Consider the following 24,844-nt stretch of genomic DNA (forward strand, 5'->3'; position numbering starts at 1 on the left):
AAACATCATGAACAACATTGAACGTTGGGCATATGCTGATACAGAATCTGATTGATAAAGGAGATTTGTTACATGGATGAACGCAGAACGTTGGCTTGGCATGAAACATTAGAGATGCATGAGCTGGTTGCTTTTCAGGCAAACGGGCTCATTAAACTGAAGAAAATGATTAGAGAAGTTAGAGATCCTCAGCTCAGACAGCTTTATAGCGTGTCCATTCAGGCCGTTGAGCAAAACTTAAAAGAGCTTCTCCCATTCTTCCCTCAGGCGCCGATGCCTCGCGATGATGAAGAAGAAGAGCGCGCGGATAACCCATTTTACAGCGGTGACCTGCTCGGCTTTGCCAAAACATCTGTCCGCAGCTATGCCATCGCAATTACAGAAACAGCAACACCTCAATTAAGAACCGTACTTGTCAAACAGCTAAACGCTGCCATTAAGTTGCATGCGCAGGTTTATCAATACATGTATCAGCATGGATACTACCCATCTTACAACCTTTCTGATCTGTTAAAAAATGACGTCAGAAACGCCAATAAAGCCATTTCGATGAAATAAAAGTAGCAGCAAAGGCTCTCCCTTTGCTGCTACTTCTGCTGTTCTTTTAATAAACTGTTCGAACGACGCGCCTCCAGTACTTCTCGATTGGCGTCGCCCCATTCTTTCATTTGCAATACAATCGGCTCAAGCGTTCGCCCGAATTCTGTCAAAGAATACTCAACCTTGGGCGGCACCTGGTGATAAACTTCGCGATGAACAATGCCATCCGCTTCAAGCTCCCGAAGCTGCAGGGTCAGCATTCGTTGGGTAATACTCGGGCAGATTTTGCGAAACTCATTGAACCGTTTCTTGCCATCTATCATGTGATAAAAAAGGATTCCTTTCCACTTTCCGCCAATGACATCTAGTGTAAATTCAACTGGACAGCCTTCTTTGTTCGGATAAATATTGTTTTTTCGGCTCATGTTCGCCCCTCCAATAGTACCTTTTTTGATACTACAGATCATTTTGCAACTGACCTACCCAGTATTTTACACACCTTTCCTCTTCCACTCAAAAAAAATGCTTTTTATTCACATCAATTTTTAAGGGTTTGCATGATTACACCCGCAGCAAGACGTGTTAAACTATAAAAAGAATGTTTACACTACTTAAAAAAGGATAAGGAGTTATCATGGAAAAAATACTTATTTTCGGACACCAAAATCCAGACACAGATACGATTTGCTCTGCTATTGCTTACGCTGATTTAAAAAACAAACTCGGTTTCAACGCTGAGCCTGTCAGACTTGGACAAGTCAACGGCGAAACACAATACGCGCTAGATTACTTCAAACAAGAAAGCCCTCGTCTTGTAGAAACAGCTGCAAACGAAGTGAACGGCGTTATCCTTGTTGACCACAACGAACGCCAGCAAAGCATCAAGGATATTGAAGACGTTCAGGTTCTTGAAGTCATCGACCATCACAGAATCGCAAACTTCGAAACAGCTGAGCCGCTTTACTATCGTGCTGAGCCTGTCGGCTGTACTGCTACAATCTTAAACAAAATGTACAAAGAAAATAACGTAACAATCGAGAAAGAAATTGCCGGCCTTATGCTGTCTGCTATCATTTCTGACTCTCTGTTATTCAAATCTCCAACTTGCACTGCTCAAGACGTAGCGGCAGCAAAAGAACTTGCTGAAATCGCTGGCGTAGATGCTGAAGAATACGGCTTATACATGCTGAAAGCCGGCGCTGACTTAAGCAAAAAAACAGTTGAAGAGCTGATTTCTCTTGATGCAAAAGAATTCACACTCGGCAGCAAAAAAGTCGAAATCGCACAAGTCAACACAGTGGATATCGAAGATGTGAGAAAGCGCCAAGCTGAGTTAGAAGCGGTGATTTCTAAAGTTGTGGCTGAGAAGAACCTTGATCTGTTCCTTCTTGTGATCACAGACATCTTAGAAAACGATTCACTTGCACTTGCAATCGGTAACGAAGCGGACAAAGTGGAAAAAGCGTTCAACGTCACATTAGAAAACAACACAGCCCTTCTTAAAGGCGTTGTTTCTCGTAAAAAACAAGTCGTTCCTGTGTTAACAGACGCGATTGCAGAATAGTAAAAAAGCATCCCGCTCCCGGGATGCTTTTTCTTATTCGCCAAGCTTTTCAATTTGCCCCATCACATCAGTCATTTGCTTAGCGTTTTGGACCAATTCGGATTGCTCCAATTCCTCAAGCGATACCTTTCCTTCTTCCACTTGCTGCAAGACGTCTTCCGCACTTTTTTGCAAAGTTTCGTTATGCTCCTGCAGGGTGTTGTGAAGCTCCGCTGCGGCATCAGGCGGGGTTAATTCATTAAAATCAGCCGCTGCCTTTTGAATAGACTCAAGCTGTGTCTCTAGTTTTTCTTTTGCCTCAGTGTCATTTACAGCTTCCTCAGCCAATGCAGGCGCTTCCTCTGCAAACGTCTTCACCTTTTCCACATAAGCTGACGCTTCATTTGTATAATCCAGCCCTTCATTCACCTGATCCAGTATTCCGCATCCGCCTGCCCCCAAAAGACCCGCGCCGGCCAAAACCGTCAGAACCATTTTCTTCATTGTTTGCCCCCTTATCGTTTCTTCTTCATTTTTTCTTTTAAGATCGGAATCAATTTCTCTTTCGCTAATGGCAGCCCCTTCTTCACCACTTCACGTTTCAGCCATTTCTTCAGCTTAGACATCGTGAATCTCCTCTCCCTTTTTTGATAAAAATGAAAAAACTCCACCGATTTGGTGAAGTTCAGAAACAAAAAGACCTTCACCAAATCAGATTTGGCAAAGGTCTCGCTAACAATCAAATTGCCAGCAAAGCCGAGGACACTTGTCCCGTAATGACGACTTTACTGTGAAAGCTACTCCCCTTTGGAGTGTTCATTTTTATTACTTTCATTCTAAAGCAATGGGCTTTTCCAGTCAAATTCCTGCTGTCCGTTTACATAAAAGAGAGCTGTGGTATTTAAAATTTGAATGGTATTTACATCCGGAGATCATGCTATGACAGAGGAGGTTTTCATCATGAGTCAAGAGCGCGTGAAACGGCCAGGGCATACCAGATGGTATATATCTTCGTTACTGAGCGGCATTATCATTCTTAATTATTTTGATCGAGTGGCCATTTCTGTAGCTGCCCCGGCGATACAAGATTCGTTTCACCTCACAGCAACTGAACTCGGCATTGTGTTTTCGATTTACACATATTCGTACACACTGATGCAGCTGCCCGTCGGAAGTTTATTGGACAGGTTTGGCGTGGCCTGGGTCACAAGAATCGGAATGACGGTTTGGAGCATTTTAACGATCATTCTCGCTTTTTTACAAGGAAAACTGCTCTTATATGTGTTCCGGTTTCTCATTGGTCTGACAAGCGCATCGGCGTTCCCCGCCGCTTCCAAAGCAACCGCTCTATGGTTTCCGCCAAGCGAACGGGGCCTGGCGAACTCACTGTTTGATTCAGCCGCCAAATTTTCAAACGTAATCGGAGCGCCGCTGGTCGCCTTTCTCGTCACAACCTTTGACTGGCGGGTCGCCTTTTTAACGATCGGATGCATCAATGTGCTGTTTACCATCTTTTTCTGGCAGTACTATGAGCAGCCCGAACGGCACAAACGCATTTCCAAAAGCGAATTAAACTATATTCAGAAACACAATACAATCACAACAGAGCAAATCCCTTACAAAACGGGTCCGCTTTTAAAAAAGCTTTTCACTAATCGTAAAGTATGGGGCTTAATGATCGGATTTACGGGGTACGGCTATACATTCAACCTGCTGCTTACATGGCTACCGACTTTCTTTAAGCATACATACGGAATGGATCTCATGTCATCCGGTTTATTCACCGCCGTGCCGTGGCTGATCTCAACCATTTCCGGCATTGTGGTCGGCGGCTGGCTCGTCGATTACCTTATCAAAAAAGGCTATTCCAACACCAAGGTGTACCGAACCGTGATTATTGTAGGGATGAGCTTCGGCTTTTTCTTTTTAGGCTCCATTTTGACGAATAATATCACCGTTGCGATTATCTGCATTTCAATCGGCCTCGCCGGCGTTTCTGCAACGGCTCCGGTCGGCTGGTCCATCTCCGCAGAACTGGCCCCGATTGGCTCCGTTTCCATGCTGAGTTCCATGGTAAACTTGGCAAACAACCTATTCGGAGGCATAATCGCCGCTTCACTCACGGGATATTTGTTTGATGTGACAGGTTCCTTTACGCTCAGCTTCCTGGTTGCCGGTTTTGTATTGCTGCTTGGGCTGATTTTTTACGTATTTGTGCTAGGAGATGTGAAAAGAATTAAGTTAGAGTAAAGAGTGCTTGTGTGCAAGCACTCTTTTCTTTGATCATAAAACAGCTTTCTCGGGGGCTATATCCCATTCTCTCCGGGCAAAAATAACATCATTTTTATTCTTGACTCCAACCAAAGGTAAGGCCTCATAGTGATAGAGGAAGGAGGAATTGAGCTGTGAAGGTAACGGTAAAAGAACTGTCGCACATTGCGAACGTGACAATCAAAACGCTTTATCACTACCACAAAATCGGCTTGCTGGTCCCAAAAGAAATCAGCGAAGCCGGATATCGGTACTATGGTGCCGACGAGCTAAAAAGACTGCAGGAAATCCTTTTTTACAAAGAATTAGATATTCCTTTGTCAGAAATAAAAAGGTTATTAGATGAGGATGCTGACAGAACTGGCACATTAGAAAAGCAAAAAAAGCTCTTTGAAAAGAAAATTAAAAAGTACCAGCGCTTTGTTCAAACGGTCAATACGTCTTTAGAATACACAAGAAAAGGTGAGAACATGGATCATAAGGTAATGTTTAAAGGATTTGAAACCGCTGACGAATGGAAACAATCTTTAGCGGAACAAAATGACCATTTAAAAGAGCATTACGATTTTGAAGTAGATACCCACGCTATCAATGTAGATGAAATGAACAAAATGGCGATAGAGGCAAAACATTTTCTTGATGGAATGGCTGATTTTTTAAGAAGCGGCGTGACGTATCATGACCCTGCCGTGCAAGAGCATGTCATGAATCATATTACGTTCCTGACTCAAAACGGACATCCGACAAGCAAAGAAGATTACGTAAAACAAACGCGATTTTTTATGCAGGATGATTTTCATCGAGGAATGTTAGAAGAGCAGCAAACCGGTTTATCTTATTATCTGACCGTCGTTACAGAACACCTGTAGCGTGAGTCTTTGCCACTCTATAGGGAGAAAACGCATTCTCTCTACTCAAGTTGCGGCACCGCCAACAATCGATACATTCTGCCGGTCAACGCCAAAATTCCGCCCGTTCCATTTCAATACGGTTTGAACATATCCCAATGAGTCGGCGTTATACCTCCCGGCGATCCGCTGATACGCCAGCAATTCGTATACGCCGTCTCTGTTGAAATCAACCGGATACAAGCCGGATAAAGGATTGACCCAGCCTTCTATCGGCGCTTTTAAAACACCCTGATTCGTATAAATTTCATTCAAATAGTCTCTGCCTTTGTAAGTAAGATCCAGTATATATTGTTCATGCTGGCGTTGACTGACCATGCTCGCTTTATATTGATTTAGATAGCTCACACTGTACTTGAATTCATCATTAAAAGAATCCGAATTGAAAATCTGCCTGAACTGCCGGTTCATATAGGCAAACACATACGCATATATAGAGCCTCCGCTTCCCCCGGTATCGATCACAACAGCCACATCTTCCGTTTGATTGCCTGTCACATCAGCCAGAGAAAGTGACGGATTGTATCCGATATTGTTATGAAGCTGGATTTGCCGTTCCTGATGTGTTTTGCCGTCACGTATCACCAAAGTGATATTTCTCCATAGCGGACTGCCTGACGTTTGATTGCCAGTAAGGAAGACTTCATCATCGGCTCCATCTCCGGTCACATCACCCCGCGCTGCAGTAATAATGGCGCGCGAGAAACCGGGCTGCCTATAGATATATGGATACTGGTAAAGCGTTGATTCTCCGCCATGATAAACCCAATAAGGTGCCATTCTGCTGTTGTATGGATTCAATTGAATTCACCCTTTCCTATTCACCTTCATGAATCATTATATGCAGGAAAAGTACACAGCAGATCACATGCAGCCCGTCTTGTTTCAGAATGTCTAAGCACTATAAACTAAATTAAATCCGTACCATATGAATTATCAATTGCACAAAGCCACTCACCTTGCATATTCTTCTTAAACACATAGGTCGCCCTTCTTTCCATCGCATACTCGGAATTCTTTTTATCCGATTCAAGCAGCGTTTGAGAAAGGACCAGAGCAGTGTCGCCTGCTTCCAAAATGACCATTTCCCCTTGCGTCGGCACAAGCTGATGATTGAAATAATTTGCGATCGCAATAAACGCTTTTTTGATTTCTTCTTTACCGCGTGCGATCATGCCAGGCTTCACAACTAAAATGGCATCCTCTGTATAGTAATTCATCAGTGTATCAAAATCTTCGTTCCGGATTGCCACATCACAAGCAGAAATGATCTCTTTAATTTGCTGTTCCAAAAGGTTCCCTCCCCATCGTCACGGTTGGATATATTATACATTGTTTGAGGGGTTGACTCATGAAAAAATAAAATGAAAAGTATACCTATTTCCTATATAATGCAAATAGTACGAACAAAACCTATATTTTACAAAGTTCCCGAGTGAAGGGGTGAACGATATTGTCTGTGGAATTCACATTACATGACAATAGACAGCATGAGATAAGCGCAGATTGCCAACATTGTTTTGGCCTGTGCTGTGTTGCCTTGCCTTATGCGAAATCGGCCGATTTTGCTTTTGATAAAGATGGCGGAACGCCTTGCCGCAACTTACAATCAAACTACCAATGTGCCATACATGAAGCTCTTAGAGAAAAAGGATTTCGAGGCTGCTCAGCTTATGAATGCTTTGGCGCCGGTCAAAAGGTATCCCAAATTACTTATGAGGGGAAGGATTGGCGAAACAACCCGGAATCCGCGAAAGAGATGTTTGACGTTTTTCCAATTATGCAGCAGCTGCATGAGATGCTTTGGTATTTACATGAAGCTCTTTCTATAGAGGCAGCCAAGCCGGTTCACCGTGAGCTGCGGGCTTGTTTCGAAAAGACGGACAAACTCACCAGGCTCAGCGCGGAAAACCTGCTGAACCTACATGTGTCCGAGCATAGAGCTGAGGTTAATGAATGGCTGTTAAAAACGAGTGAGCTGGTGCGTGCCCAAGCCCGCAATCAAAAACTCCCGAAAAAAATCGGCCGTGGAAGCGCCCTGATCGGCGCGAAACTGAAAGGGCTTGATCTAAGAGGAGCAAACTTCAGAGGAGCACTGCTCATAGCAGCCGACCTGAGACATTCTGATCTGAGAATGACAGATTTCATCGGCGCTGATCTCAGAGATGCTGATTTAAGCGGAGCTGACCTGACAGGAAGCATTTTTCTAACGCAGGCACAAGTGAACGCTGCAAAAGGCAATCCCCGCACAAAGCTTCCGCCTACTTTAAAAATCCCGGCCCATTGGAACAACAGCCAATAAGAAAAGGACCCGCCAGAGGTCCTTTTTTTGTCACCATCATTTCAATTTACTGCCCTGCACCTCAGGACATGTTAAAACAGTCATAGCGCGCTGCCCGACACGTTTTCACTCCTTGCCAGAAATACCGACAGCACGAAGGCAAACAGCAGCATGAACGTGATCATACCGACGACACCCAGCCAATGAAAAGCAGACCAAAACACGCCGCCGACTGTTCCGCAGATACTTGAACCTGCGTAATAAAAGAACAAATACAGCGATGAGGCCTGCGCCTTGTTATGCAGGGCTCTCCGTCCAACCCAGCTGCTGGCGACTGAATGCCCTCCAAAGAAACCAAAGGTAAAAAGGGCAATCCCCAGAATTTTTACTGCTAATATGCCGTTTAACGTTAATAATGCACCTGTGATCACGATAAAAATATTCATCATCAGTATTTTATGATAACCGTATTGATCGACCATTCTTCCAATAAAAGACGAGCTGAAAATCCCGACAATCATCACAATAAATATCCAGCTGACAATTGCTTTGTTAAAGGAATACGGCGGCGCTAACAGCACATACGCAATGTAGTTGAACAATGCAACATTGCTTCCGAGAAGCAAAAAGCCAATGAAGAACAAGCTTAACAGTTTTCGGTCCTTCAAGTGGCTGATTAAAGACATTCCCAACTGCCCGATCTCAAGTTTTCTCGGCGTAAAATGGGTCGATTGAGGCAAATTCATAAAAAATATCATACTCGCTATCAAACTAATCACACCAATTGACCCCATCGCTATATGCCAAGTAAAGTACTCACTCAAGAGCCCTGAAACAATCCTTCCAAAAACGGCGCCGATCGCGTTTCCGCTGATATACAGCCCCATCGCCGACCCCAGGCTTCCGGGTTCAATTTCTTCTCCAAGATAAGCCATCGCAATCGAAGGGAGGCCAGCGAGCGCAATCCCTTGAATGGTTCTCAATACGAGCAGCGTATGAAAATTCGGGCTGAAGGCCGACGCCAGACAGAGAACGGATGCGGCCAGCATGGATACAGCCATAATTGGCTTACGTCCCCATACCTCTGACAACGAACCGAAAACAAGCATGCTGACAGCTAAGAGCATTGTTGTAGCAGATAAAGAAAGACTCGCTGTTGTAGGTGTCACATGAAACTCCCGCGTAAATTCCTCCATAAGCGGCTGTACACAATACAGAATGGCAAATGTATTAAAACCCGCGGCAAAGAAAGCAAACGTAATTTTCCGAAAAGCCGGTGTGCCTTTTTGAATGTATGTCATCGGGACTTTATCTGCCCCTCACCATTTTGTTGAAGACTGCACTCCATAAACACCCATCCTTTAATTCTTGCGATTTCAAACATCCTCGAGTCTGTTTATACATTTATCTTAGCACCGTTGATATATGTTGTATAATGCATAATAAATATCCATTTCATGCTTAAATGTAATGTAGGAGGGGATGACGATTTGGAATGGGAACAACTTGAATATTTTCAAACACTGGCCCGCATGCAGCACGTCACGAAGGCGGCACAAAGTCTGTCGATCACACAGCCTGCGCTTTCACGCTCAATCGCCAGACTCGAAAACCATTTAGGCGTCCCGCTATTCGACAGGCAAGGACGTTCGATTAAACTAAACAAATACGGAGAAATATTTTTAAGACGCGTTCATGCCATGATGAAGGAATATACCGAAGGGAAAGAAGAAATCCAGGCTTTGTTGCAGCCTGACCAAGGCGAAGTGTCTCTCGGTTTTTTACATACATTAGGAACAACGCTGGTTCCCGATTTAATCGGCAGCTTTCAGCAGAAATATCCCGACATTACCTTCCAGCTGAAGCAAAACCATTCATATTGGCTGCTTGAACGATTAAAATCCGGAGATCTGGATCTCTGTCTCCTTGCCTCCATCAAGCCTGAAAAGCTGATCCGATGGATACAATTATGGAGCGAAGAACTGTTTGTATTTGTGCCAAACAACCATCCGTTATCTCATCGCGAAAGCATTGCCCTGACTGAAGTCGCGGATGAGCGTTTCATTTTATTGAAAAAAGGATATGCGCTTCGCATGACGGTTGATGAATTGTTTGAGAAAGCGGACATTCAACCGAACATTATGTTTGAGGGTGAAGAAGCAGCCACTGCGGCAGGTTTTGTGGCAGCCGGTCTTGGCATATCCATTCTGCCCGATCTTAAAGGGTTAGACCAAAGCAAAATCACAAAGATTCGGGTCAGCTGGCCGGAATGTCAGCGCGTCATAGGAATCGCCTGGATAGAAGGCAGATTTTTATCCCCGGTGGCAGAGACCTTTAAACAGTATGTCATCAGCCATTTTTCTGATAAAGAGGAGGATCAATCATGAATGTGAAGAGAATAACGACAGAACATGATTTACATACAGCGTTTGACATCAGAAAGGCAGTATTTGTTGAGGAACAAGGCTGTCCAGTTTCCGACGAGTTCGATGAGTTCGATACACTCCATGGGGATTGCCAGCACATTCTGGTTTACCATGAACAACAGCCGGTCGGCACAGCGCGTGTGCGTATCGTTGATCACGCGGGCAAACTGGAAAGAATCTGTATTCTGAAGCCCTATCGCAAATTCGGGTTGGGTAAAGTGATTGTCGATGAGTTAGAACGCATTGTGAAAGAAAAAAGCATTTATACATGTAAACTGCACGGTCAGACACAGGCAGCAGGCTTTTATGAAAAGCTCGGCTATCAGACAGCATCAGAGGAATTTATATTGGATGGCATTCCGCATGTGCTGATGACAAAAGAAGACGATTCCGGCCAATAAATTGTTCACAAATTTGTCACTTATGAGCATGTGTGATTCATTGGTATACTAATCACCGATTATTGAGAGAAGGATTGATTGTATGCCAGCAAATAAAAAAGAAGGCCTTATCTTTGGCGTGATGATGTGCTTTGGGATGGTCTGCGTCATGTCGATTTACAATGCAGTGATCAACGGAGCCATTCGTGATTTTTCATGGGTTACAGCTTTTGAGATGATCATTGGATTTATTGTAGCGTTACTGTTAGATTTACTTTTAGTCGGGCCGCTCGCAAGAAAAATGACATTCAAAATGCCGTTCGACAAGTCTAAGAAATTATATATGGTCCTTGCCATGTCGACTTGTATGGTGGTTGGTATGGTACTTTGTATGTCTGTTTTCGGATTAATCACGGCAGCTTTATCGAATGGACTTAACGAGAACAGCCTATTCAGCGCTTACCTTATGATCGTTCTGAAAAACTTTATTTTAGCCTACCCATTGCAATTATTCATCATGGGCCCTTTAGTCCGGGGCATTTTCGTAAAGTTTGTAAAACCCAAGGTTCAGCCGCAGTTTGATGGATGACTAATATGAAAAGGAGTGAGCGTACCAACTCCTCCTTTTCCAACATCCTGTCTATTCACCGGACATCCCAACGAGAGACTCCTGTTCAGATTCACCAAACGAATATAAAACAAGTTCAGCAAAAGCCTCTGCCGCCGGCAATGGCCATTTTTTTATTGTTTGAGCCCTTCACCGGTAAAATTTTCTATTCACATCTTAGATACTCAATTTAAAGTATTTCTCAAAAGCAGCTTTTCCGCTTTGTGTAACCTTAATAGCTCTAGTTTTAGGCATACGCACAATCCATTGTTGTTCTAGCATCCTGTCTAATAATGCATGTCCCAAAGCGCCTGCTAAATGATGCTGCCGCTCGCTCCAATCTAAACAGCAAAGCGCAAAAGCTCTCCTCTTATTTCTTTGTTTTTCTTCGTCGACTCCAAAATCCTTTAAAAACAAAGAGCCTTCTGAAGTCACCTCAAAGTGTAAATCTGCTTTTCGTAAGAAGCCCTGCTCGACTAATGAATGTGTCACTTGCACGCCGATATAACCAGCCAGATGATCATAACAGGTACGGGCAAAGTGTAAATCACTTTTTTCTTTTGAATCATTGAAAGACTTCACTTTTGAATCAGGCGAAATACTGAGCAATTGTTCGATCACTTTTGCGGCATCGGCGCTAGCCAATTTATAATACCGATGTCTTCCATGCTTCTCTACACTGATGAGCTGTGCTTCAAGTAATTTTTGCAGGTGAAAGCTCGCAGTTTGAGGCTTGATTTTAGCGAAATATGCAAGCTCTCCAGCAGGGTGTATTCTTCCATCCATAAGGCTCAAAAGAATAGAAGAACGCGTGGGGTCAGATAGTAACGAAGCAACCTTTGCAATATTAGGATTCATCATTCTCCTCCTTACATTCATATTTCGATGATAGTTGAAATGTTAAACCTTTACAATATGAATAAATAATGATGAGGAGGCATTAAGCGTTGAACAGTGAAAAACAAGACACCCTTCATTTTAAAGAAATCAAACCAAACATTATGTACTATGGCACGTCAACATTCCTTCTTTCCACTTTGAATGAAGATGGAACCACCAATATTAGTCCGATGTCTTCCTCTTGGGCGCTTGGAAACTATATTGTTCTGGGAGTAGGACTAGGAGGAAAAGCTATTGAAAATATAAAGAGACACAAAGAATGTGTCATTAACTTGCCCAGCCCCGATTTATGGAAAAACGTTGAAAGAATTTCGTCTTTTAGCGGAAAAAAGAATATCCCGCCTTTGAAGAAACAGCTCGGGTTTACTTACAAAAAAGAGAAATACGAAGCGGCAGGGTTAACACCTTTACCATCAATGACAGTAGCACCAACAAGAATTAAAGAGTGCCCTATCCAAATAGAAGCAGAAGTGAAACATATTCGGATACCAGATTACGAACCATCATTTGCGATTGTGGAAACACAAGCTTTACATTTTCATGCCGAGGAAAAGATCATATTGAACGACAACCACATTGACCCTTCAAAATGGAGTCCGCTTATTTATAATTTCAGACACTATTTTGGTTTAGGAAAAGAAATAGGAAAAACCTTTCGTTCGGAAACATGACTCAATAAACCTTTTAATGGGAAATTGCGTATTATACCTCTTCTATGTTTCAATGGAAATCGTTAGTAACAGCTTAAAATAAAAACGGAGATATTGAAAATGAGAATTTTAAATACGAGATTTAAACGTTTATTGAGATTAAGAGATTTTGAATTCTTTCAAGTAGAATTAAACGATGATGAGAGATGTGCTTTTTTATTATACGTTGATGAAAGATTGCCAGATTCTGAAGAAGGTAACAATATTAATGTTTATTTGATTTCTCACTTTGAGCTACCTGATTCATCATTTCAAGCTGTGCTGCGTTTTAATGATGATCTATTGGGTATGAAACATAATTGTTCATATGTAATGGACACTTTAACTGTTACAGAGGAATTTGATTTCGATTTCCCATTTGATATGCTAGCTATTCGTGAATATGTTCAAGAGTTATTGTCCACTTTAAAAATTGACAAAAACCTTCCTGAATGTAAAGAAACGGATTTCAATTATTTATCTCAAGAATAGTAGATGAAATATAAACGTTTAAGGTTTTAATTTGTTTTTTACTAATAGTTGTTTGTCTGGGGATAGTTTTAAATTTTCCCAGTGTTGTAATTTCGATCTTATCTATTATTCTATCGAATAATTTGATCATGTGATCAAAACAGCAGATTCCTGAAGAAGTCTGCTGTTTTTGTTATGTTAAATTTCTCATTAGTGGCTACGTGTAATAACGTGTCATTGGTGATATGTCTGTTAATGTAAGTAGCTGTCTCAATTTCATTCCAACATTTTTGAAATGGTAGTTCTCCATGTCTTACCATTACTGAGACAGGACTCCGGCTTGCTGAAGTTTTTCTATGATCTGACCTGGCTTTTTATCTTTTCCATTTCTTAATCAGCAGAACACGCGGTTTGTTTCAAAATCCTTTACATAAATGATCTCAACTTTTTGACTGCTTTCCTCATATTCCCCTTAAAATTGAATAATCACTTTCCCTTTTGGTCGTCCATTTGCGACCAGTTCTAGCGCTTCATTTACGTTGTCTATGGTAAATCGTGTTGGATGAATTGCTGGAACAATGTTGTTTTCTTCAATGATTTTTGTAATCTCTTTAAGTTGTGCGCCATCAGAACGAACGAAAATAAAATGGTATTCCACGTTTTGTTTCTTAGCTTTGCGGTCATAATTTGCACCAGCAAGGGAAAATAACATTTGTTTCCATAGCGGGAAATTTTGGTGTTTCCCGAAACGTTTATTTGGTCCTGTACGGAGAGAGAGCAATCTTCCGCCCGGTTTGATGATACTCAATTCACTGTCAAATTCTTTAGGTCCCAGTGTATCAATCACGTAATCCACATTCGACAACAAGTCAACATAGTTTTCTATTTTATAATCCAAATATTGGTCTGCACCCATTTCCAAAGTGCGTTCGCGCGCTTCTGAGCTGCCACTAACAATGACATGTAGGCCCATTGCCTTTGCGATTGGTACAGCCATTTGACCAAAGCTGCCTGATCCACCTGGAATGAAGACAGATTTACCTGACTGTGCCTCAAGTTCTTCATGCAGACCTTGATACGCTGTGAGTCCAGCCAGTGGTGCAGCAGCGGCTTCCACGTAAGACAAATTTTTTGGCATGGGTGCAATTGCAGCAGCGTCAATTGCGGCATATTCCGCAAAAGCACCAATTTTTTCGAGCGGGAGACGTGTATAGATGGCATCTCCTACGTGAAATTCCGTCACATTTTTTCCGACTTTTTCGATAACTCCTGTCAATTCATTACCAAGCGTTAATGGGAATTCATAATCTTGAATCAGTTTCACGCTGCCTGTAATAATTAACATTTCGAGTGGATTGACTGCCGCAGCTTTGACCTTTACCAAGACTTCGTTTTCATCGATTTCTGGAATTGGAATGTCATTGACTTTGGCATGGATATTTTTTGAATACTTGGTGATCTGAGCTGCTTTCATGAGTGTTTTCATTTTTTCATTAGCATCCTTCCTTGAGATTATTAAAGCCGATGTTCCCGCACTCAATCGGTGGAACAGATGTTAGAGTTCATCAGCCCATAGCGTCCGAATGCAGTATACGTCTGCCAGTGTAACGCAATTCATGCGTCAAGCATTTTTCAGTTGTATGCCATTTTTAAGCATTACTGTCCATTTTGTAGGTTCAATTTAAAAACTACTTTTTATTCCCTCTTTTTCGTCACAAAAATAGAGAGTCACTTCCCAGTCCCAAACTGTTTGTGGAACCTTGATATTTGCCATAAGTTATACCTATCCTTTCTGAGATTCTAATTCTTTCACGTAGGATAATCCGTATAACCCTTGCTTTCCGGCACCAAAGAATATTGCAGGGTCTGCTTCGTTCAATGGAGCACCTTCTTTAAGCCGTTCTACTAAATCTGAATTAACTAATGACCATGCACCGACTGGTACCATCAGGAGGTTGTGTACCTTCACTAATAAGTAATCCTATAGATGCTCTTTGAGCATAATAAAGGGAACTTAGTTCTCCTGATGTACCATCTTCTTGCGCTCTGCTACGTGTCATTGGTGCCATCGCCAAACGATTATGTTACCATACTAGTATTGGATAGATCGGCTTTCTCAAATTGAATTCATAGTTTTCATCTACAACCCCCACCACTTCATCTTTGTCATAAACCTCCATCATAAAACCTGCCATTTGCTTAGCTGTGTGGTACTTAGGGAGATTTGCTTTGTAATCAAACTCTTTCATTTCATTTGCATGTTTTGCGAATTCTGTTTCCGTCATTGCTGGTGCTAAAACTTTTGCCTTCATTTTCGCACCTTTCAGTTCAAGTTCTTTTGCAAGCCCTTCGGTGAAGGCACTAACATAATATTTAGAAGCAGAATAAGCAACACTGCCAACAGCAATTACATATCCAAGTGCTGAGGATACGTTAATTAATTGAGTTCCCTCTACATCAGCATAATCTCTTACAAATAGTGTAGAAAGGATTGTCAAGGATTCTATGTTAACGCGTAACATGGTTTCTACTTTATCTAAATTCTGATCTACGACAGAAGAGGTTTCACCAAGACCAGCATTATTAATCCAAGTCTCAATTTGATACTCCTTTAAACTGTTATACAGTGTATATGCCTGATCTGTGACAGATAGGTCACTTGTACGAATAATAACATCTAAATCAGGATTTAGATTCTGAATGGTTGATTTAAGTTCTTCTAATTTATCTAATCTTCTAGCTACAATAATTAAGTTTTTGCCGCGAGCAGCAAATGCTAATGCTGTCTCGTATCCTATACCTGAGCTTGCTCCTGTAATAACTGTGTACTTCATATGATTCTCTCCTTAAAAATATTTCAGATTGGTATTAATTAATTCAAATAACAATATTTAATAATATATGTTTTGCTAATACTCGTATTCCTACGAGTGAATTATGAATAAATTGAGAAAGCCCTTTATATCATAGTGTTTAGAAATTTCTCCTTGTTCTTGACCATGTTTCAGGAGATTAAATAAGAAGGTTTCCGTCTTTATAAAAGTCTCTGTAACTTTTTTAGTAAACGATTTATTCCGTTGCGAGATCTTGGCTAGATGGCAGATCATAATCAACTGCCACTCCACTTCTGGTCACCTCAATTAGGTCAATGCCCTGTTCTTTGCTGTGTGGATCTGACCATACGGGTCACCATTTTGCGCGGCATCAACCGTGGAAGGAATGCCATGAACCGGTTTCGAGCCCCTGGCATTATGAACGTCTTGCCGCGTAAGAAGCCTCGGTACCCTTCCTCAGCCACCTGCCCGGCCTCCATGATAGCACCACTCTGGAACAACTTCGATTCACCAATACCCGAACGATCAACGAAGCCGGTTGACGTCAGTCCCGGACATAGTGCCGTCACAGTCACCCCTGTACCGCTCAGTTCGTTCTCCAAAGCCTCGGTGAACGACAGCACGTACGCCTTCGTTGCGTAGTAAACCGACATCATAGGTCCCGGGAAGAAAGCCACCAACGAAGCCACATTCATCACGCCTCCTTGGCCCCGTTTGACCATATCCGGCAAGAACAGTTTCGTCATAACAGTCAGAGCCTTGATATTGACGTCAATCATATTCGTCTCTTGTTCTAACTGCGTCTCCAAAAACGTTCCGTACAAACCGAAGCCGGCATTATTGACAAGATAGTCGACGACGATCCCCTTCTCCTTGAGCTCCGCAAAAATCTCTTCCGGCACGCCGGGTGACGCCACATCCTTGGCGATGACCGTCGCTTGACTGCCATATCTTTTCCGATATTCCTTCGCGAGCTCCAAAAGCTTACCCTCGCTACGCGCCACCAGCACCAAATTATATCCTCCCTTGGCGAAACGATCCGCCAACTCTTTGCCAATCCCACCCGATACCCCGGTGATAAGAACAGTTTTTTTCATTTCTACAGCACCTCCATTTTTAGTTTAATTAAACCTTTAAAACGTTTTACAGCGTTTCTTACTGCGCGTTGTTACTATGAATGTAGGTTATCCATAATTCGAATTTTTGTATCAAGAGGATTTATACTTGCCGCATATATCTCAACTAAGACCTCGTCATTATTTATTTTAGGCTTAGGGAAGTCTAAAAAATTTGGTTTTTTACCGTAGTTTTCAATCGCTAAAGCTTTCATTACAATCTTCCACATTTTTATTTAACGCACATGTATCTTTTCATAACGAACCTAAGAAAAAAGAATATGAATATCCCCTTCCCTAGATGGGATATTCATATTAAATAAATTATTTTAAGAAAGGATAATCTGTATAACCTTCTTTTCCTCCTGCATAGAGCGTGTTTTGATCGGGTTCGTTTAGGGGAGCACCTGATTGAATCCGTTCTGCAAAGTCTGGATTTGCTAGTACCCAAGTGCCTACTGTGACAACATCTGCAAGATTATTATCTACATCAGACGAAAGCTGATCTAGAGGACGACCTGGACGGTTAACAAGAAGTGCTTGATCCCATAGTTGACGCACATCTTTTAGAAATTGCTCGTTTCCAAAGTGCATTAAATGCAGGTATGCAAGGTTAAGCTTATTTAATTCACTTATTAAATAGCGATACATCTCAAGGCTATTTTCCCCCTCATCAATGCCTTGCAGTGTTCCTTGAGGAGAAAAACGGATGCCTGTTCTTTCTGCTCCTATTTCATCAACAACTGCTTTAGCTACTTCAATAGCGAATCGAGAACGCCCCTCAATCGTACCACCGTATGCATCTTGACGATGATTGGAGTTTTCACTAAGGAATTGTTGGATCAGATACCCATTCGCTCCGTGAATTTCAACTCCGTCTGCACCAGCTTCAATTGCTGAACGTGCTGCTAAACGAAACTCATTAATAACATCTTTTATCTCAAGCTCACTCAATTCTCTTGGTGTTGGAATTTCTTTCATTCCTTCTGCCGTGAAAATTTCTACACCAGGTGCAATAGCTGACGGTGCAACTGCTTGGCGGTGGTGAGGTGTGTTATCAGGGTGTGATACACGTCCCACATGCATAAGCTGAATAAAAATATGACCGCCTTCACTATGAACTTTAGAAGTTACTTTTTTCCACCCTCTAATATGATTTTCTGTATAAATACCAGGTGTATTCGTGTAACCTTGCCCATCATCTGAAGGTTGGGTTCCTTCGCTTATAATTAAACCGACTGAAGCACGCTGACCATAGTACTCTGCTACTAAATCGCTCGGCGTACCATCTGGTAAAGCTCTATTTCTAGTCATCGGAGCCATACCTATACGATTTTTTAAGTCAATGTTTCCAATACGAACTTTTTCAAATAATCTGCTCATATGAATACTCCTTTTTAATAAGAATTAGAATCAAGAAATAAATTTACGTGTTCTGCAAATAGTTCTGGAAATTGAAACAGATGCCCGTGACCAGAATCAGGATATATAATCAGCTGTGCTTTGGGTAATTTCTCTGCTAAGATGTAACTGTTTTTAGTCGGTACCATTACATCATTAACACCATTAGTAACAAGTACAGGGTGTTTGATGTTTTGTAACCATTCATAATCATGATTAGATTTTTGCTTAGCCCATTTTGCAATGGCTTGTAATTGTGCCTCTTTTACTTGTTCTGAACTGTTTACTTTTTTCTGATTAAAAATTCTTTGTAGTGAAGCCATTCCTGCAGATTTACTTGTTTCGGTTTGTGCGTAGAAAAAGAACATAAAATCATTTATTCCATCTTCTTCCGTTCCGCCGTGACGATTCATTCTTTCAAAAATCTCTGGATTTGGATTAATACCAGATTCAGGCGAAGTACCTGCCATAATAATTTTTCTTACTAAATCTCCTTCTTGTAAAGCTAGCTCTTGTGCAACCATACCACCAATGGAAAAACCAAGAATGTCAACTTGTTCTAATCCAAGAGCTTTTATAAATGTTGCTGTATCTTTTGCCATATCAGCAATTGTAGTTGGCGTTAGTCCATCTGTCTCACCAACCCCTTTATTGTCAAATAAGATTACTGGGCGTTTATTTGCAATAGGTTCAAGCATGTCTGGATCCCAGTTTTCCATCGTTCCTCTAAAGTGAACAAGAAATACTAGTGGTATACCATCTTGTGTACCAAATTTTCTATATGCGTAACGAGTTCCATCTGCTTCAATAAATTCTGATTCTGATGGTATTTTAAAGTTTGTCATTTTTGTGTTCCTCCTTAGAAATTAAAAAACGATTTTATAAGGATGCATTATGTGGTTTGTTTCATGCTGATTTTAGAATGAACGTTCTAAATAGGGTAAAAAAAGAAAGCTAGTCCAACACTGAAAGTGCTAGAGTAATGATGCCTTCTAATTCTTTTTTACTGTAATTAGTTTTTATTAGTACTCTTATACCTACCAAATTGTTGTGTAAGAAACGAGATATGTTATCAGAATCGATTTCTTTTGATATCTCTCCACTAGTTTGGCCCCGTTTTAAAAGGTTATTAAACATATCTTCCGTACGGTTAAACATTTTTGTAACTATGCGTCCAATTTCTTTGTCCAACAAAGATAATTCAATGGCTGCATTTACTGATAGACAACCTTTTGGGTATTGTTCAATGGAATTCAGTACGAAAATAAAAACATCACGTATCGCCTGTTTAATAGATGAAGTGCTGCTAATTATGCTTTCCATCTCATTGACGATGAGCTCTTCATAGTGATTAAGGGAAGCTAAAAACAATGAACGCTTGTCACCAAATGTGTCATATATACTCCTGCGGTGTATTCCCATATGATTTACCAAATCTTGCATGGATGTTTTTTCATAACCCTGTTCCCAGAAAAGCTCCATTGCTTTTCTTAATACTGCTTTTTCGTCAAACTCTTTACTTCTAGCCATTTTTTTTCTCCTTAAAAAAATCAATGAACCAATACTAACAAAAACAAACGTCATAATCCATTGTAGAATGAACATTCTAAAATGAACACATGAATTTCAAACCATGATTAAATCATACCCTTTTTAGAACGATAAGTAAAGAATTATAAATTTAATCATCAATATATTTGCTCCACATGTTGAATTTGGTCTTTTCCAACGGGAACAAAATCTGACTAAAACAGGAGAGTATCAGCAGCCCATTAAAATGAGATAGTATATAACCTCATGTTCACACTGGCATCCACATCTAATCCTTCTTCTTTGTTCTTGTCTACTTTTGCTTTGTATGCATGAGCCCTATTCATTAAACCTTTCGGTGTTATAGAAGATAAAATCCAACTGGTCAACCGACTTCACTTGACGGACATCCGCAGAGCAATGCCGATTAAATTAAGGTTATCTTTGATTGCTTGGTCAATGTTTTACTTCGAGCGACTAGTGACAATCGCCGTGTTGCTCATTTCAAGAAACTTTTCGCATATGCATAGCCTATACCTGACGTCCCGCCCATCACTAAAATAGTTCGATTTGTCAATTTTATGTTGTTGTTTCTCACTCTTGTATAATCAGAAGAATCTTTCCTTGAGCTTTCCCTTTTGCGATTTTGGCAATAGCTTCGTTCACTTGCCGAAAAGCAAATGTCGAATCAATGGTTGGTTTGATGCCCGCTTCATCAATCCAATGGGTGATGTTTTTTAGTTGTTTGCCATTTGGCTGAACATATAAGAAATCATATGTTTTCCGTTGAAGACGTGCCGCTATATCAAACGGCATGCCGATCATACCGAAAAGAAGCCTCTGCAACGTTGAAAATCCGCCATGCTGAATTGCAAAACGTGCATTTGGACCAGCATTCAATGACAATAATTTTCCGCCAGGTTTTAAAATACGTAATTCATTCCTGAACTCACTTGCACCACGAGTATCAATCACGTAATCGAAATCTTTCAGCACCTCAACATAATCTTGCTTCTGATAGTCGATGAACTGGTCAGCACCAATGGATAGCGCTAAATGACGAGCTGATTCACTACCACTGACAGCTACAAAAAGCTTCTTTGATTTCGCAAACGGAATGGCAATCTGCCCAAATCCGCCTGTTCCACCAGGAATGAACAGTTTTGCGCCAGGTTTCACGTTCAGTACATCGAATGCTTGAACAACTGTCAGAGCCGATAATGGAATGGCAGCCCCTTCTTCAAAAGTAAGATGTTTTGGCATTTTCGCAACGATATTTGCATCAGCCACAACATATGCTGCAAAGGCACCCATTGTATCTAGTGGCATTAGCGCATATACTCTGTCGCCCTTATTAAAGTCTGTCACCGCTTCACCAACCGATTCAATCACACCTGAAAGTTCATTTCCGAGTGTCAACGGGAAATCATAGTGGTCAAAAACGCGCACCCTTCCAGTAATCGCTAATATAAGATGTGGGTCAACGCCCGCCACATTTGTTTTGATTAACACTTGATGTTTGTTTATTCTTGGAATAGGAACATCGTTGATGTGGGCTTCTAGCTTTTTCGAGTAGCTGTGTATTTGGACTGCTTTCATCATGTCCCCCCTTAAAAATTAATAATCACTTTCCCTTTTGGTCGTCCGTTTGCTACTAGTTCTAGCGCTTCATTTACGTTGTCTATGGAAATAGTGTTGGATAAATCTCTGGAACAATGTTGTTTTCTTCAATGATTTTGGTAATCTTTTTAAGTTTGTGTGCCGTCCGAACGAAGATAAAATGATATTTCAGGTCGTGTTTCTTGGCTTTGTGGTCATACTTTGCGCCGGCAAGGGAAAATAGCTTTTGTTTCCACAATGGAAAATTTCTGTCTTTTCCGAAACGTTTATTTGATCCTGTACGGAGAGACAAATAATTTTCGTATAGCCTGCTTAACGTTACATCTGTTTTCACCTCATTCTTCATTCTCACTTCCATTACTTCTACAAAGTGACTTAAAGCTCTCATAAATAAAGTATGTTTGTCACCAAAAGTGTCATAGATACTTCTGCGGTGAACCCCCATATAGTTCACTAAATCTTGCATGGATGTTTTTTCATAACCCTGTTCCCAGAAAAGCTCCATTTTTCATCAAATTCTTTATTTCTAGCCATGTAATCCCACCTTATAACGTATCATCTATTAACACTGATAAAGTACTGAGAATCATTGATGCACTAGGGCACAATAACTTTATATCATTCATCTCTCCCTATTCTTAAATAATTAAAGAACGATCATTCTCATTTGAGAAGAAAAACAGTTAGACCTAACATGTTTTAAGTATATCAAATTTGAGAACGATCGGTAAAGAATTTAGAATTCATCCTGTGTTTTATATATTTTAAGGCCAAGTGCAAAAACTTTAAAATGGGCTAGTTGTACTATTACCTGAATTGTAACGAATATCACTCCTTCTTATTTCTGCTCAAATCAGTTCTGTAACCGCCATGCTCTTGGTGCCATGTTTGTTTGAATAACCATTTCTTCATTCAGATGACGGAATGAAAAAAGAGTAGACCTTTCAGTCCACTCTTAAATAAATTTTATTTCTCTCGTTCTATATATTCTTCTTTTGTTGTTTATTGCCCATAAACTTTAACCTCTAATACTTTGCCATTAGTTGTATTCCCTTTTAAAAAAGAGGAGTTACATCCTTACATGTTATGAGAACGAGCCTATATTGCTACATACTGATTCGGTGTTTTTGTTCATTATCTATCTCGGGCTGTATCTCCTTTGTTAGATGATGACCCTCTATATCTACATTCGGAATGATTTTGTCTAACCATTTTGGTAAATACCAAGCTGCATTCCCCATCAACTTCATGATACTTGGAATGAGCGTCATTCTTACAATAAATGCGTCAAACAATACACCAAAGGAAAGAGCTAATCCATTTGCTTTGATATAAGCTTCACCAGCAAAGATAAATCCTGCAAAAACAAATATCATGATTAGCCCGGCTGCGGTGACAACAGGTCCACTGTGTTTTAATCCAGCTTGAATCGCTTGTACTGGATTCTTTGTTTTCACATATTCTTCACGCATTCTGCTTACAAGGAATACCTGATAATCCATTGCTAAGCCAAAAAGAATACCAATCGTTAAAATTGGCAAAAACGCGAGAATCGGCCCTTTTTCAGGTATATTGAACAAATCAATTAGATTTCCATCCTGTAACACAAATACACAAACCCCAAGAGTTGCTGTCATTGTTAATATGAAACCTGCTACAGCAACAAGAGGTACTAGCAGCGAACGGAATACGATTGTCAGCAATATAAACGCAAAACCAACAATGAGTACAGCAAATACTGGTATTGCATCATTAAGACGATCTGAAATATCTATATTCACTGCCGTCGATCCAGTTACGAGTAAATCTACTCCGTTTTGATCTGCTAAGCTGCGTACATCTTGCACCAAATTCTTAGTAGCTTTATCGTTTGGACCTGTTGTAGGAACAACCGTAATAATAGCAAAATCGCCTTTTGCATTAGGCATTGCAGGAGTAACACTTGCTACATGGTCTAAATCCTTAATTTCTTTTACTGCATCTGCGAATGCTTCAGTTTTATTTTCTGTTACACTTGTGGCATCCGCCACTATCGTTAATTTGCCATTAAACCCTTCTCCAAAACCTTCGGCAAGCAAGTCATAAGCCTGGCGCTCGGGATTATCCTTAGCTTTCATTCCTGCATCAGGTAAACCTAGCTCCAAATGCATAGATGGAATACTAATGACTAGCAAGATGAGAATACTAAATACACTTAGAAGAATAGGGTTCTTTGTGACAAAGCGTCCCCAGAAATTTGTTTCATCGCTTTGTATTTCTTTTTTCTTGTTTGCTTTCGGAATCATACGTTTCCCTGCTATTGATAAAACGGCAGGCACTAATGTAATTGAAGCTAAAACAGCCATGAACACACTGAGCCCTGCTGTTAGCCCCATTGCGGACATAAAAGGAATATTAACTACAGTCAATCCGCAAAGTGCGACAATAACTGTGAGTCCGGCAAAAACGACAGCACTCCCAGCTGTTCCCGTAGCTCTCGCAATTGATTCATTTTTTTGTATACCTTCACCTAAAAACTGGCGGTGTTTTGAAAAAATAAACAAAGCATAATCAATACCAACTGCAAGGCCGATCATTCCGGCTAATGAAAGACTGACGGAGGCAATATCAAACACTTGTGTTCCAATCAAAGTCAGACCAATGCTTACACCTAAACCAATAAGTGCAGTTAAAATCGGTAAGCCTGCTATTAATAAAGAGCCAAATGTAATAGCTAGAACAACAAAAGCCAAGACAATACCGACTATTTCTGATACACCGCCAATCTCCATCTCGGCTCCTGGTATATCTCCGCTTAACTCCGTTTGTAATCCTTCATCATCAGCAATAGACAAACTATCTTTCACATGTTTTATAGAGTAATCTTTTATATCATCTGCTGGTGATTTGTATTTGATATCAGCATAAGCCACTGTCCCATCTTTTGCGATCGTTCCTGCATGAAAAGGACTTGCAATCGAATCAATAGAATCGTCTTTATTTATTTCCTTTAATGTATTCTCTATTGCTTCTTTTGCTGATTTGGCAGTAAGTTTCTCCCCATCCTTAGCACCGAATATGATCCGTATGCTCCCTTTATCAGGACCATGAGGAAATTCTTTATTGATCACCTTCATTGCTTTTTCCGAAGGCGTGTCAGGTATTGACATATTCTCAGAAAAACTGGGTTTTAATATGCCGGCTGCCCCTATCGTTGCAATCAACACAACGATCCACGCACATATTACTTTAATGCGATGGCGAGCGACCCAGCCGCCTAATTTATATAACATTCTTGACATCATAATCTCCTTTCAACACATTGCTTGATAATATTCTTCCTAATTGT

26 protein-coding genes and 3 pseudogenes are annotated in these 24,844 nt (G+C 40.9%); 10 read left to right on the forward strand and 19 right to left on the reverse strand.

The genetic code is table 11. The features are described from left to right. The first annotated feature begins 72 nt into the window (after positions 1 to 72). Entirely contained in the window at positions 73 to 558 is a 486-nt protein-coding gene (locus WA325_RS09895) for a spore coat protein (protein ID WP_024123527.1), read from the forward strand. 29 nt (positions 559 to 587) lie between these two features. Here the strand turns inward: WA325_RS09895 and WA325_RS09900 are convergent, their stop codons facing one another. After that, positions 588 to 965 carry a winged helix-turn-helix transcriptional regulator gene (locus WA325_RS09900; RefSeq protein ID WP_024123528.1) on the reverse strand — a complete coding sequence of 126 codons (378 nt, stop codon included), beginning with the start codon at positions 963 to 965 and terminating at the stop codon, positions 588 to 590. 209 nt (positions 966 to 1,174) lie between these two features. Here WA325_RS09900 and WA325_RS09905 point away from each other — a divergent pair, with 209 nt between their 5' ends. Further along, entirely contained in the window at positions 1,175 to 2,104 is a 930-nt protein-coding gene (locus tag WA325_RS09905) for a manganese-dependent inorganic pyrophosphatase (protein WP_336183562.1), read from the forward strand. Between the two features lie 33 nt (positions 2,105 to 2,137). On the opposite strand, the gene WA325_RS09910 is transcribed toward WA325_RS09905, so the two are convergent. Next, positions 2,138 to 2,587, reverse strand: coding sequence for a DUF6376 family protein (locus WA325_RS09910; protein WP_105991108.1), 450 nt, complete (start codon positions 2,585 to 2,587; stop codon positions 2,138 to 2,140). Between the two features lie 435 nt (positions 2,588 to 3,022). On the opposite strand from WA325_RS09910, the gene WA325_RS09915 reads away from it, so the two are divergent. After that, a complete protein-coding gene (locus tag WA325_RS09915; RefSeq protein WP_059292131.1) occupies positions 3,023 to 4,333 on the forward strand; it encodes an MFS transporter in 1,311 nt (436 codons plus the stop codon). A gap of 155 nt (positions 4,334 to 4,488) precedes the next feature. After that, positions 4,489 to 5,223, forward strand: coding sequence for a MerR family transcriptional regulator (locus WA325_RS09920; protein WP_336183563.1), 735 nt, complete (start codon positions 4,489 to 4,491; stop codon positions 5,221 to 5,223). A 45-nt stretch (positions 5,224 to 5,268) separates the two neighbouring features. Here WA325_RS09920 and WA325_RS09925 read toward each other — a convergent pair whose 3' ends face one another. Both WA325_RS09925 and WA325_RS09930 read right to left on the reverse strand, forming a co-directional pair. Beyond that, entirely contained in the window at positions 5,269 to 6,063 is a 795-nt protein-coding gene (locus WA325_RS09925) for a hypothetical protein (RefSeq protein ID WP_336183564.1), read from the reverse strand. Positions 6,064 to 6,170: 107 nt separating this feature from the next. Then, complete coding sequence (locus tag WA325_RS09930; RefSeq protein WP_105991110.1) at positions 6,171 to 6,554, reverse strand: YybH family protein; 384 nt, start codon at positions 6,552 to 6,554, stop codon at positions 6,171 to 6,173. A 161-nt stretch (positions 6,555 to 6,715) separates the two neighbouring features. Here WA325_RS09930 and WA325_RS09935 point away from each other — a divergent pair, with 161 nt between their 5' ends. After that, positions 6,716 to 7,564, forward strand: coding sequence for a pentapeptide repeat-containing protein (locus tag WA325_RS09935; RefSeq protein WP_336183565.1), 849 nt, complete (start codon positions 6,716 to 6,718; stop codon positions 7,562 to 7,564). Between the two features lie 80 nt (positions 7,565 to 7,644). Here the strand turns inward: WA325_RS09935 and WA325_RS09940 are convergent, their stop codons facing one another. Beyond that, positions 7,645 to 8,844, reverse strand: coding sequence for an MFS transporter (locus WA325_RS09940; RefSeq protein ID WP_202853284.1), 1,200 nt, complete (start codon positions 8,842 to 8,844; stop codon positions 7,645 to 7,647). A 189-nt stretch (positions 8,845 to 9,033) separates the two neighbouring features. Between WA325_RS09940 and WA325_RS09945 the strand changes: the two genes are divergently transcribed. The 3 genes from WA325_RS09945 to WA325_RS09955 all read left to right on the forward strand — a co-directional run bounded on the left by WA325_RS09945 (position 9,034) and on the right by WA325_RS09955 (position 10,938). Beyond that, positions 9,034 to 9,930, forward strand: coding sequence for a LysR family transcriptional regulator (locus WA325_RS09945; protein WP_202853285.1), 897 nt, complete (start codon positions 9,034 to 9,036; stop codon positions 9,928 to 9,930). Further along, a complete protein-coding gene (locus tag WA325_RS09950; protein WP_105954642.1) occupies positions 9,927 to 10,370 on the forward strand; it encodes a GNAT family N-acetyltransferase in 444 nt (147 codons plus the stop codon). Before WA325_RS09945 ends, WA325_RS09950 begins: the two co-directional genes overlap by 4 nt. An 82-nt stretch (positions 10,371 to 10,452) precedes the next feature. Next, positions 10,453 to 10,938 (forward strand): DUF2798 domain-containing protein, encoded by a 486-nt coding sequence (locus tag WA325_RS09955; protein ID WP_105954643.1) that lies wholly within the window; start codon positions 10,453 to 10,455, stop codon positions 10,936 to 10,938. A gap of 195 nt (positions 10,939 to 11,133) precedes the next feature. Here the strand turns inward: WA325_RS09955 and WA325_RS09960 are convergent, their stop codons facing one another. Continuing rightward, positions 11,134 to 11,814, reverse strand: coding sequence for an ArsR/SmtB family transcription factor (locus WA325_RS09960; protein WP_105954644.1), 681 nt, complete (start codon positions 11,812 to 11,814; stop codon positions 11,134 to 11,136). A gap of 89 nt (positions 11,815 to 11,903) precedes the next feature. Here WA325_RS09960 and WA325_RS09965 point away from each other — a divergent pair, with 89 nt between their 5' ends. Continuing rightward, positions 11,904 to 12,527, forward strand: coding sequence for a flavin reductase family protein (locus tag WA325_RS09965; protein ID WP_044160235.1), 624 nt, complete (start codon positions 11,904 to 11,906; stop codon positions 12,525 to 12,527). Positions 12,528 to 12,626: 99 nt separating this feature from the next. Beyond that, on the forward strand, positions 12,627 to 13,037 hold the full coding sequence (locus WA325_RS09970) for a hypothetical protein (RefSeq protein ID WP_202853287.1): 411 nt from the start codon (positions 12,627 to 12,629) through the stop codon (positions 13,035 to 13,037). Positions 13,038 to 13,488: 451 nt separating this feature from the next. On the opposite strand, the gene WA325_RS09975 is transcribed toward WA325_RS09970, so the two are convergent. From WA325_RS09975 to WA325_RS10035, 13 genes and pseudogenes are all read right to left on the reverse strand, one after another. After that, a complete protein-coding gene (locus tag WA325_RS09975) occupies positions 13,489 to 14,502 on the reverse strand; it encodes an NADP-dependent oxidoreductase (RefSeq protein WP_124058657.1) in 1,014 nt (337 codons plus the stop codon). A 430-nt stretch (positions 14,503 to 14,932) separates the two neighbouring features. Further along, complete coding sequence (locus WA325_RS09980; RefSeq protein WP_223203944.1) at positions 14,933 to 15,085, reverse strand: hypothetical protein; 153 nt, start codon at positions 15,083 to 15,085, stop codon at positions 14,933 to 14,935. 15 nt (positions 15,086 to 15,100) lie between these two features. Further along, a complete protein-coding gene (locus tag WA325_RS09985) occupies positions 15,101 to 15,850 on the reverse strand; it encodes an SDR family NAD(P)-dependent oxidoreductase (RefSeq protein ID WP_227598405.1) in 750 nt (249 codons plus the stop codon). A gap of 311 nt (positions 15,851 to 16,161) precedes the next feature. After that, the gene (locus tag WA325_RS09990; protein ID WP_087990794.1) at positions 16,162 to 16,947 is read right to left on the reverse strand and encodes an SDR family NAD(P)-dependent oxidoreductase; all 786 of its coding nucleotides are present in this window, start codon (positions 16,945 to 16,947) and stop codon (positions 16,162 to 16,164) included. A 74-nt stretch (positions 16,948 to 17,021) separates the two neighbouring features. Continuing rightward, on the reverse strand, positions 17,022 to 17,180 hold the full coding sequence (locus tag WA325_RS09995) for a hypothetical protein (RefSeq protein WP_181185725.1): 159 nt from the start codon (positions 17,178 to 17,180) through the stop codon (positions 17,022 to 17,024). Positions 17,181 to 17,289: 109 nt separating this feature from the next. Then, complete coding sequence (locus tag WA325_RS10000; RefSeq protein ID WP_105954648.1) at positions 17,290 to 18,348, reverse strand: alkene reductase; 1,059 nt, start codon at positions 18,346 to 18,348, stop codon at positions 17,290 to 17,292. Positions 18,349 to 18,362: 14 nt separating this feature from the next. Beyond that, positions 18,363 to 19,211 (reverse strand): alpha/beta fold hydrolase, encoded by an 849-nt coding sequence (locus WA325_RS10005; RefSeq protein WP_105954649.1) that lies wholly within the window; start codon positions 19,209 to 19,211, stop codon positions 18,363 to 18,365. Between the two features lie 109 nt (positions 19,212 to 19,320). Further along, on the reverse strand, positions 19,321 to 19,896 hold the full coding sequence (locus WA325_RS10010; RefSeq protein WP_105954650.1) for a TetR/AcrR family transcriptional regulator: 576 nt from the start codon (positions 19,894 to 19,896) through the stop codon (positions 19,321 to 19,323). 218 nt (positions 19,897 to 20,114) lie between these two features. After that, positions 20,115 to 20,279, reverse strand: a pseudogene (locus WA325_RS10015) (tryptophan--tRNA ligase); the annotation flags it as partial. 211 nt (positions 20,280 to 20,490) lie between these two features. After that, positions 20,491 to 21,495: an NADP-dependent oxidoreductase gene (locus tag WA325_RS10020; protein WP_336183566.1), complete on the reverse strand. Its 1,005-nt coding sequence runs from the start codon at positions 21,493 to 21,495 to the stop codon at positions 20,491 to 20,493. Between the two features lie 11 nt (positions 21,496 to 21,506). After that, positions 21,507 to 21,811 (reverse strand): annotated as a pseudogene (locus WA325_RS10025) (zinc-binding dehydrogenase); the annotation flags it as partial. Beyond that, positions 21,807 to 22,050: pseudogene (locus tag WA325_RS10030) on the reverse strand (TetR/AcrR family transcriptional regulator); the annotation flags it as partial. The pseudogenes WA325_RS10030 and WA325_RS10025, both read right to left, overlap by 5 nt. 572 nt (positions 22,051 to 22,622) lie before the next feature. Next, complete coding sequence (locus WA325_RS10035; RefSeq protein ID WP_202853832.1) at positions 22,623 to 24,797, reverse strand: MMPL family transporter; 2,175 nt, start codon at positions 24,795 to 24,797, stop codon at positions 22,623 to 22,625. Positions 24,798 to 24,844: the final 47 nt, after the last annotated feature.

Origin of the sequence: Bacillus sp. 205(2023) (assembly GCF_037027485.1) — a bacterium.
In the GTDB taxonomy this organism is placed as follows: domain Bacteria; phylum Bacillota; class Bacilli; order Bacillales; family Bacillaceae; genus Bacillus; species Bacillus halotolerans.

Bases quoted from the DNA above. Each gene is read 5' to 3' on its own strand.
- WA325_RS09910 (WP_105991108.1), bottom strand. From the start codon at position 2,587: ATGAAGAAAATGGTTCTGACGGTTTTGGCCGGCGCGGGTCTTTTGGGG.
- WA325_RS09980 (WP_223203944.1), bottom strand. From the start codon at position 15,085: ATGGCACCAATGACACGTAGCAGAGCGCAAGAAGATGGTACATCAGGA.
- WA325_RS10020 (WP_336183566.1), bottom strand. From the start codon at position 21,495: ATGAAAGCAGTCCAAATACACAGCTACTCGAAAAAGCTAGAAGCCCAC.
- WA325_RS09940 (WP_202853284.1), bottom strand. From the start codon at position 8,844: ATGACATACATTCAAAAAGGCACACCGGCTTTTCGGAAAATTACGTTT.
- WA325_RS10035 (WP_202853832.1), bottom strand. From the start codon at position 24,797: ATGTCAAGAATGTTATATAAATTAGGCGGCTGGGTCGCTCGCCATCGC.
- WA325_RS09995 (WP_181185725.1), bottom strand. From the start codon at position 17,180: ATGAAAGCTTTAGCGATTGAAAACTACGGTAAAAAACCAAATTTTTTA.
- WA325_RS09970 (WP_202853287.1), top strand. From the start codon at position 12,627: ATGAGAATTTTAAATACGAGATTTAAACGTTTATTGAGATTAAGAGAT.
- WA325_RS10005 (WP_105954649.1), bottom strand. From the start codon at position 19,211: ATGACAAACTTTAAAATACCATCAGAATCAGAATTTATTGAAGCAGAT.
- WA325_RS09900 (WP_024123528.1), bottom strand. From the start codon at position 965: ATGAGCCGAAAAAACAATATTTATCCGAACAAAGAAGGCTGTCCAGTT.
- WA325_RS09895 (WP_024123527.1), top strand. From the start codon at position 73: ATGGATGAACGCAGAACGTTGGCTTGGCATGAAACATTAGAGATGCAT.
- WA325_RS09955 (WP_105954643.1), top strand. From the start codon at position 10,453: ATGCCAGCAAATAAAAAAGAAGGCCTTATCTTTGGCGTGATGATGTGC.
- WA325_RS10010 (WP_105954650.1), bottom strand. From the start codon at position 19,896: ATGGCTAGAAGTAAAGAGTTTGACGAAAAAGCAGTATTAAGAAAAGCA.
- WA325_RS09990 (WP_087990794.1), bottom strand. From the start codon at position 16,947: ATGAAAAAAACTGTTCTTATCACCGGGGTATCGGGTGGGATTGGCAAA.
- WA325_RS09905 (WP_336183562.1), top strand. From the start codon at position 1,175: ATGGAAAAAATACTTATTTTCGGACACCAAAATCCAGACACAGATACG.
- WA325_RS09975 (WP_124058657.1), bottom strand. From the start codon at position 14,502: ATGAAAACACTCATGAAAGCAGCTCAGATCACCAAGTATTCAAAAAAT.
- WA325_RS09985 (WP_227598405.1), bottom strand. From the start codon at position 15,850: ATGAAGTACACAGTTATTACAGGAGCAAGCTCAGGTATAGGATACGAG.
- WA325_RS10000 (WP_105954648.1), bottom strand. From the start codon at position 18,348: ATGAGCAGATTATTTGAAAAAGTTCGTATTGGAAACATTGACTTAAAA.
- WA325_RS09960 (WP_105954644.1), bottom strand. From the start codon at position 11,814: ATGAATCCTAATATTGCAAAGGTTGCTTCGTTACTATCTGACCCCACG.
- WA325_RS09950 (WP_105954642.1), top strand. From the start codon at position 9,927: ATGAATGTGAAGAGAATAACGACAGAACATGATTTACATACAGCGTTT.
- WA325_RS09915 (WP_059292131.1), top strand. From the start codon at position 3,023: ATGACAGAGGAGGTTTTCATCATGAGTCAAGAGCGCGTGAAACGGCCA.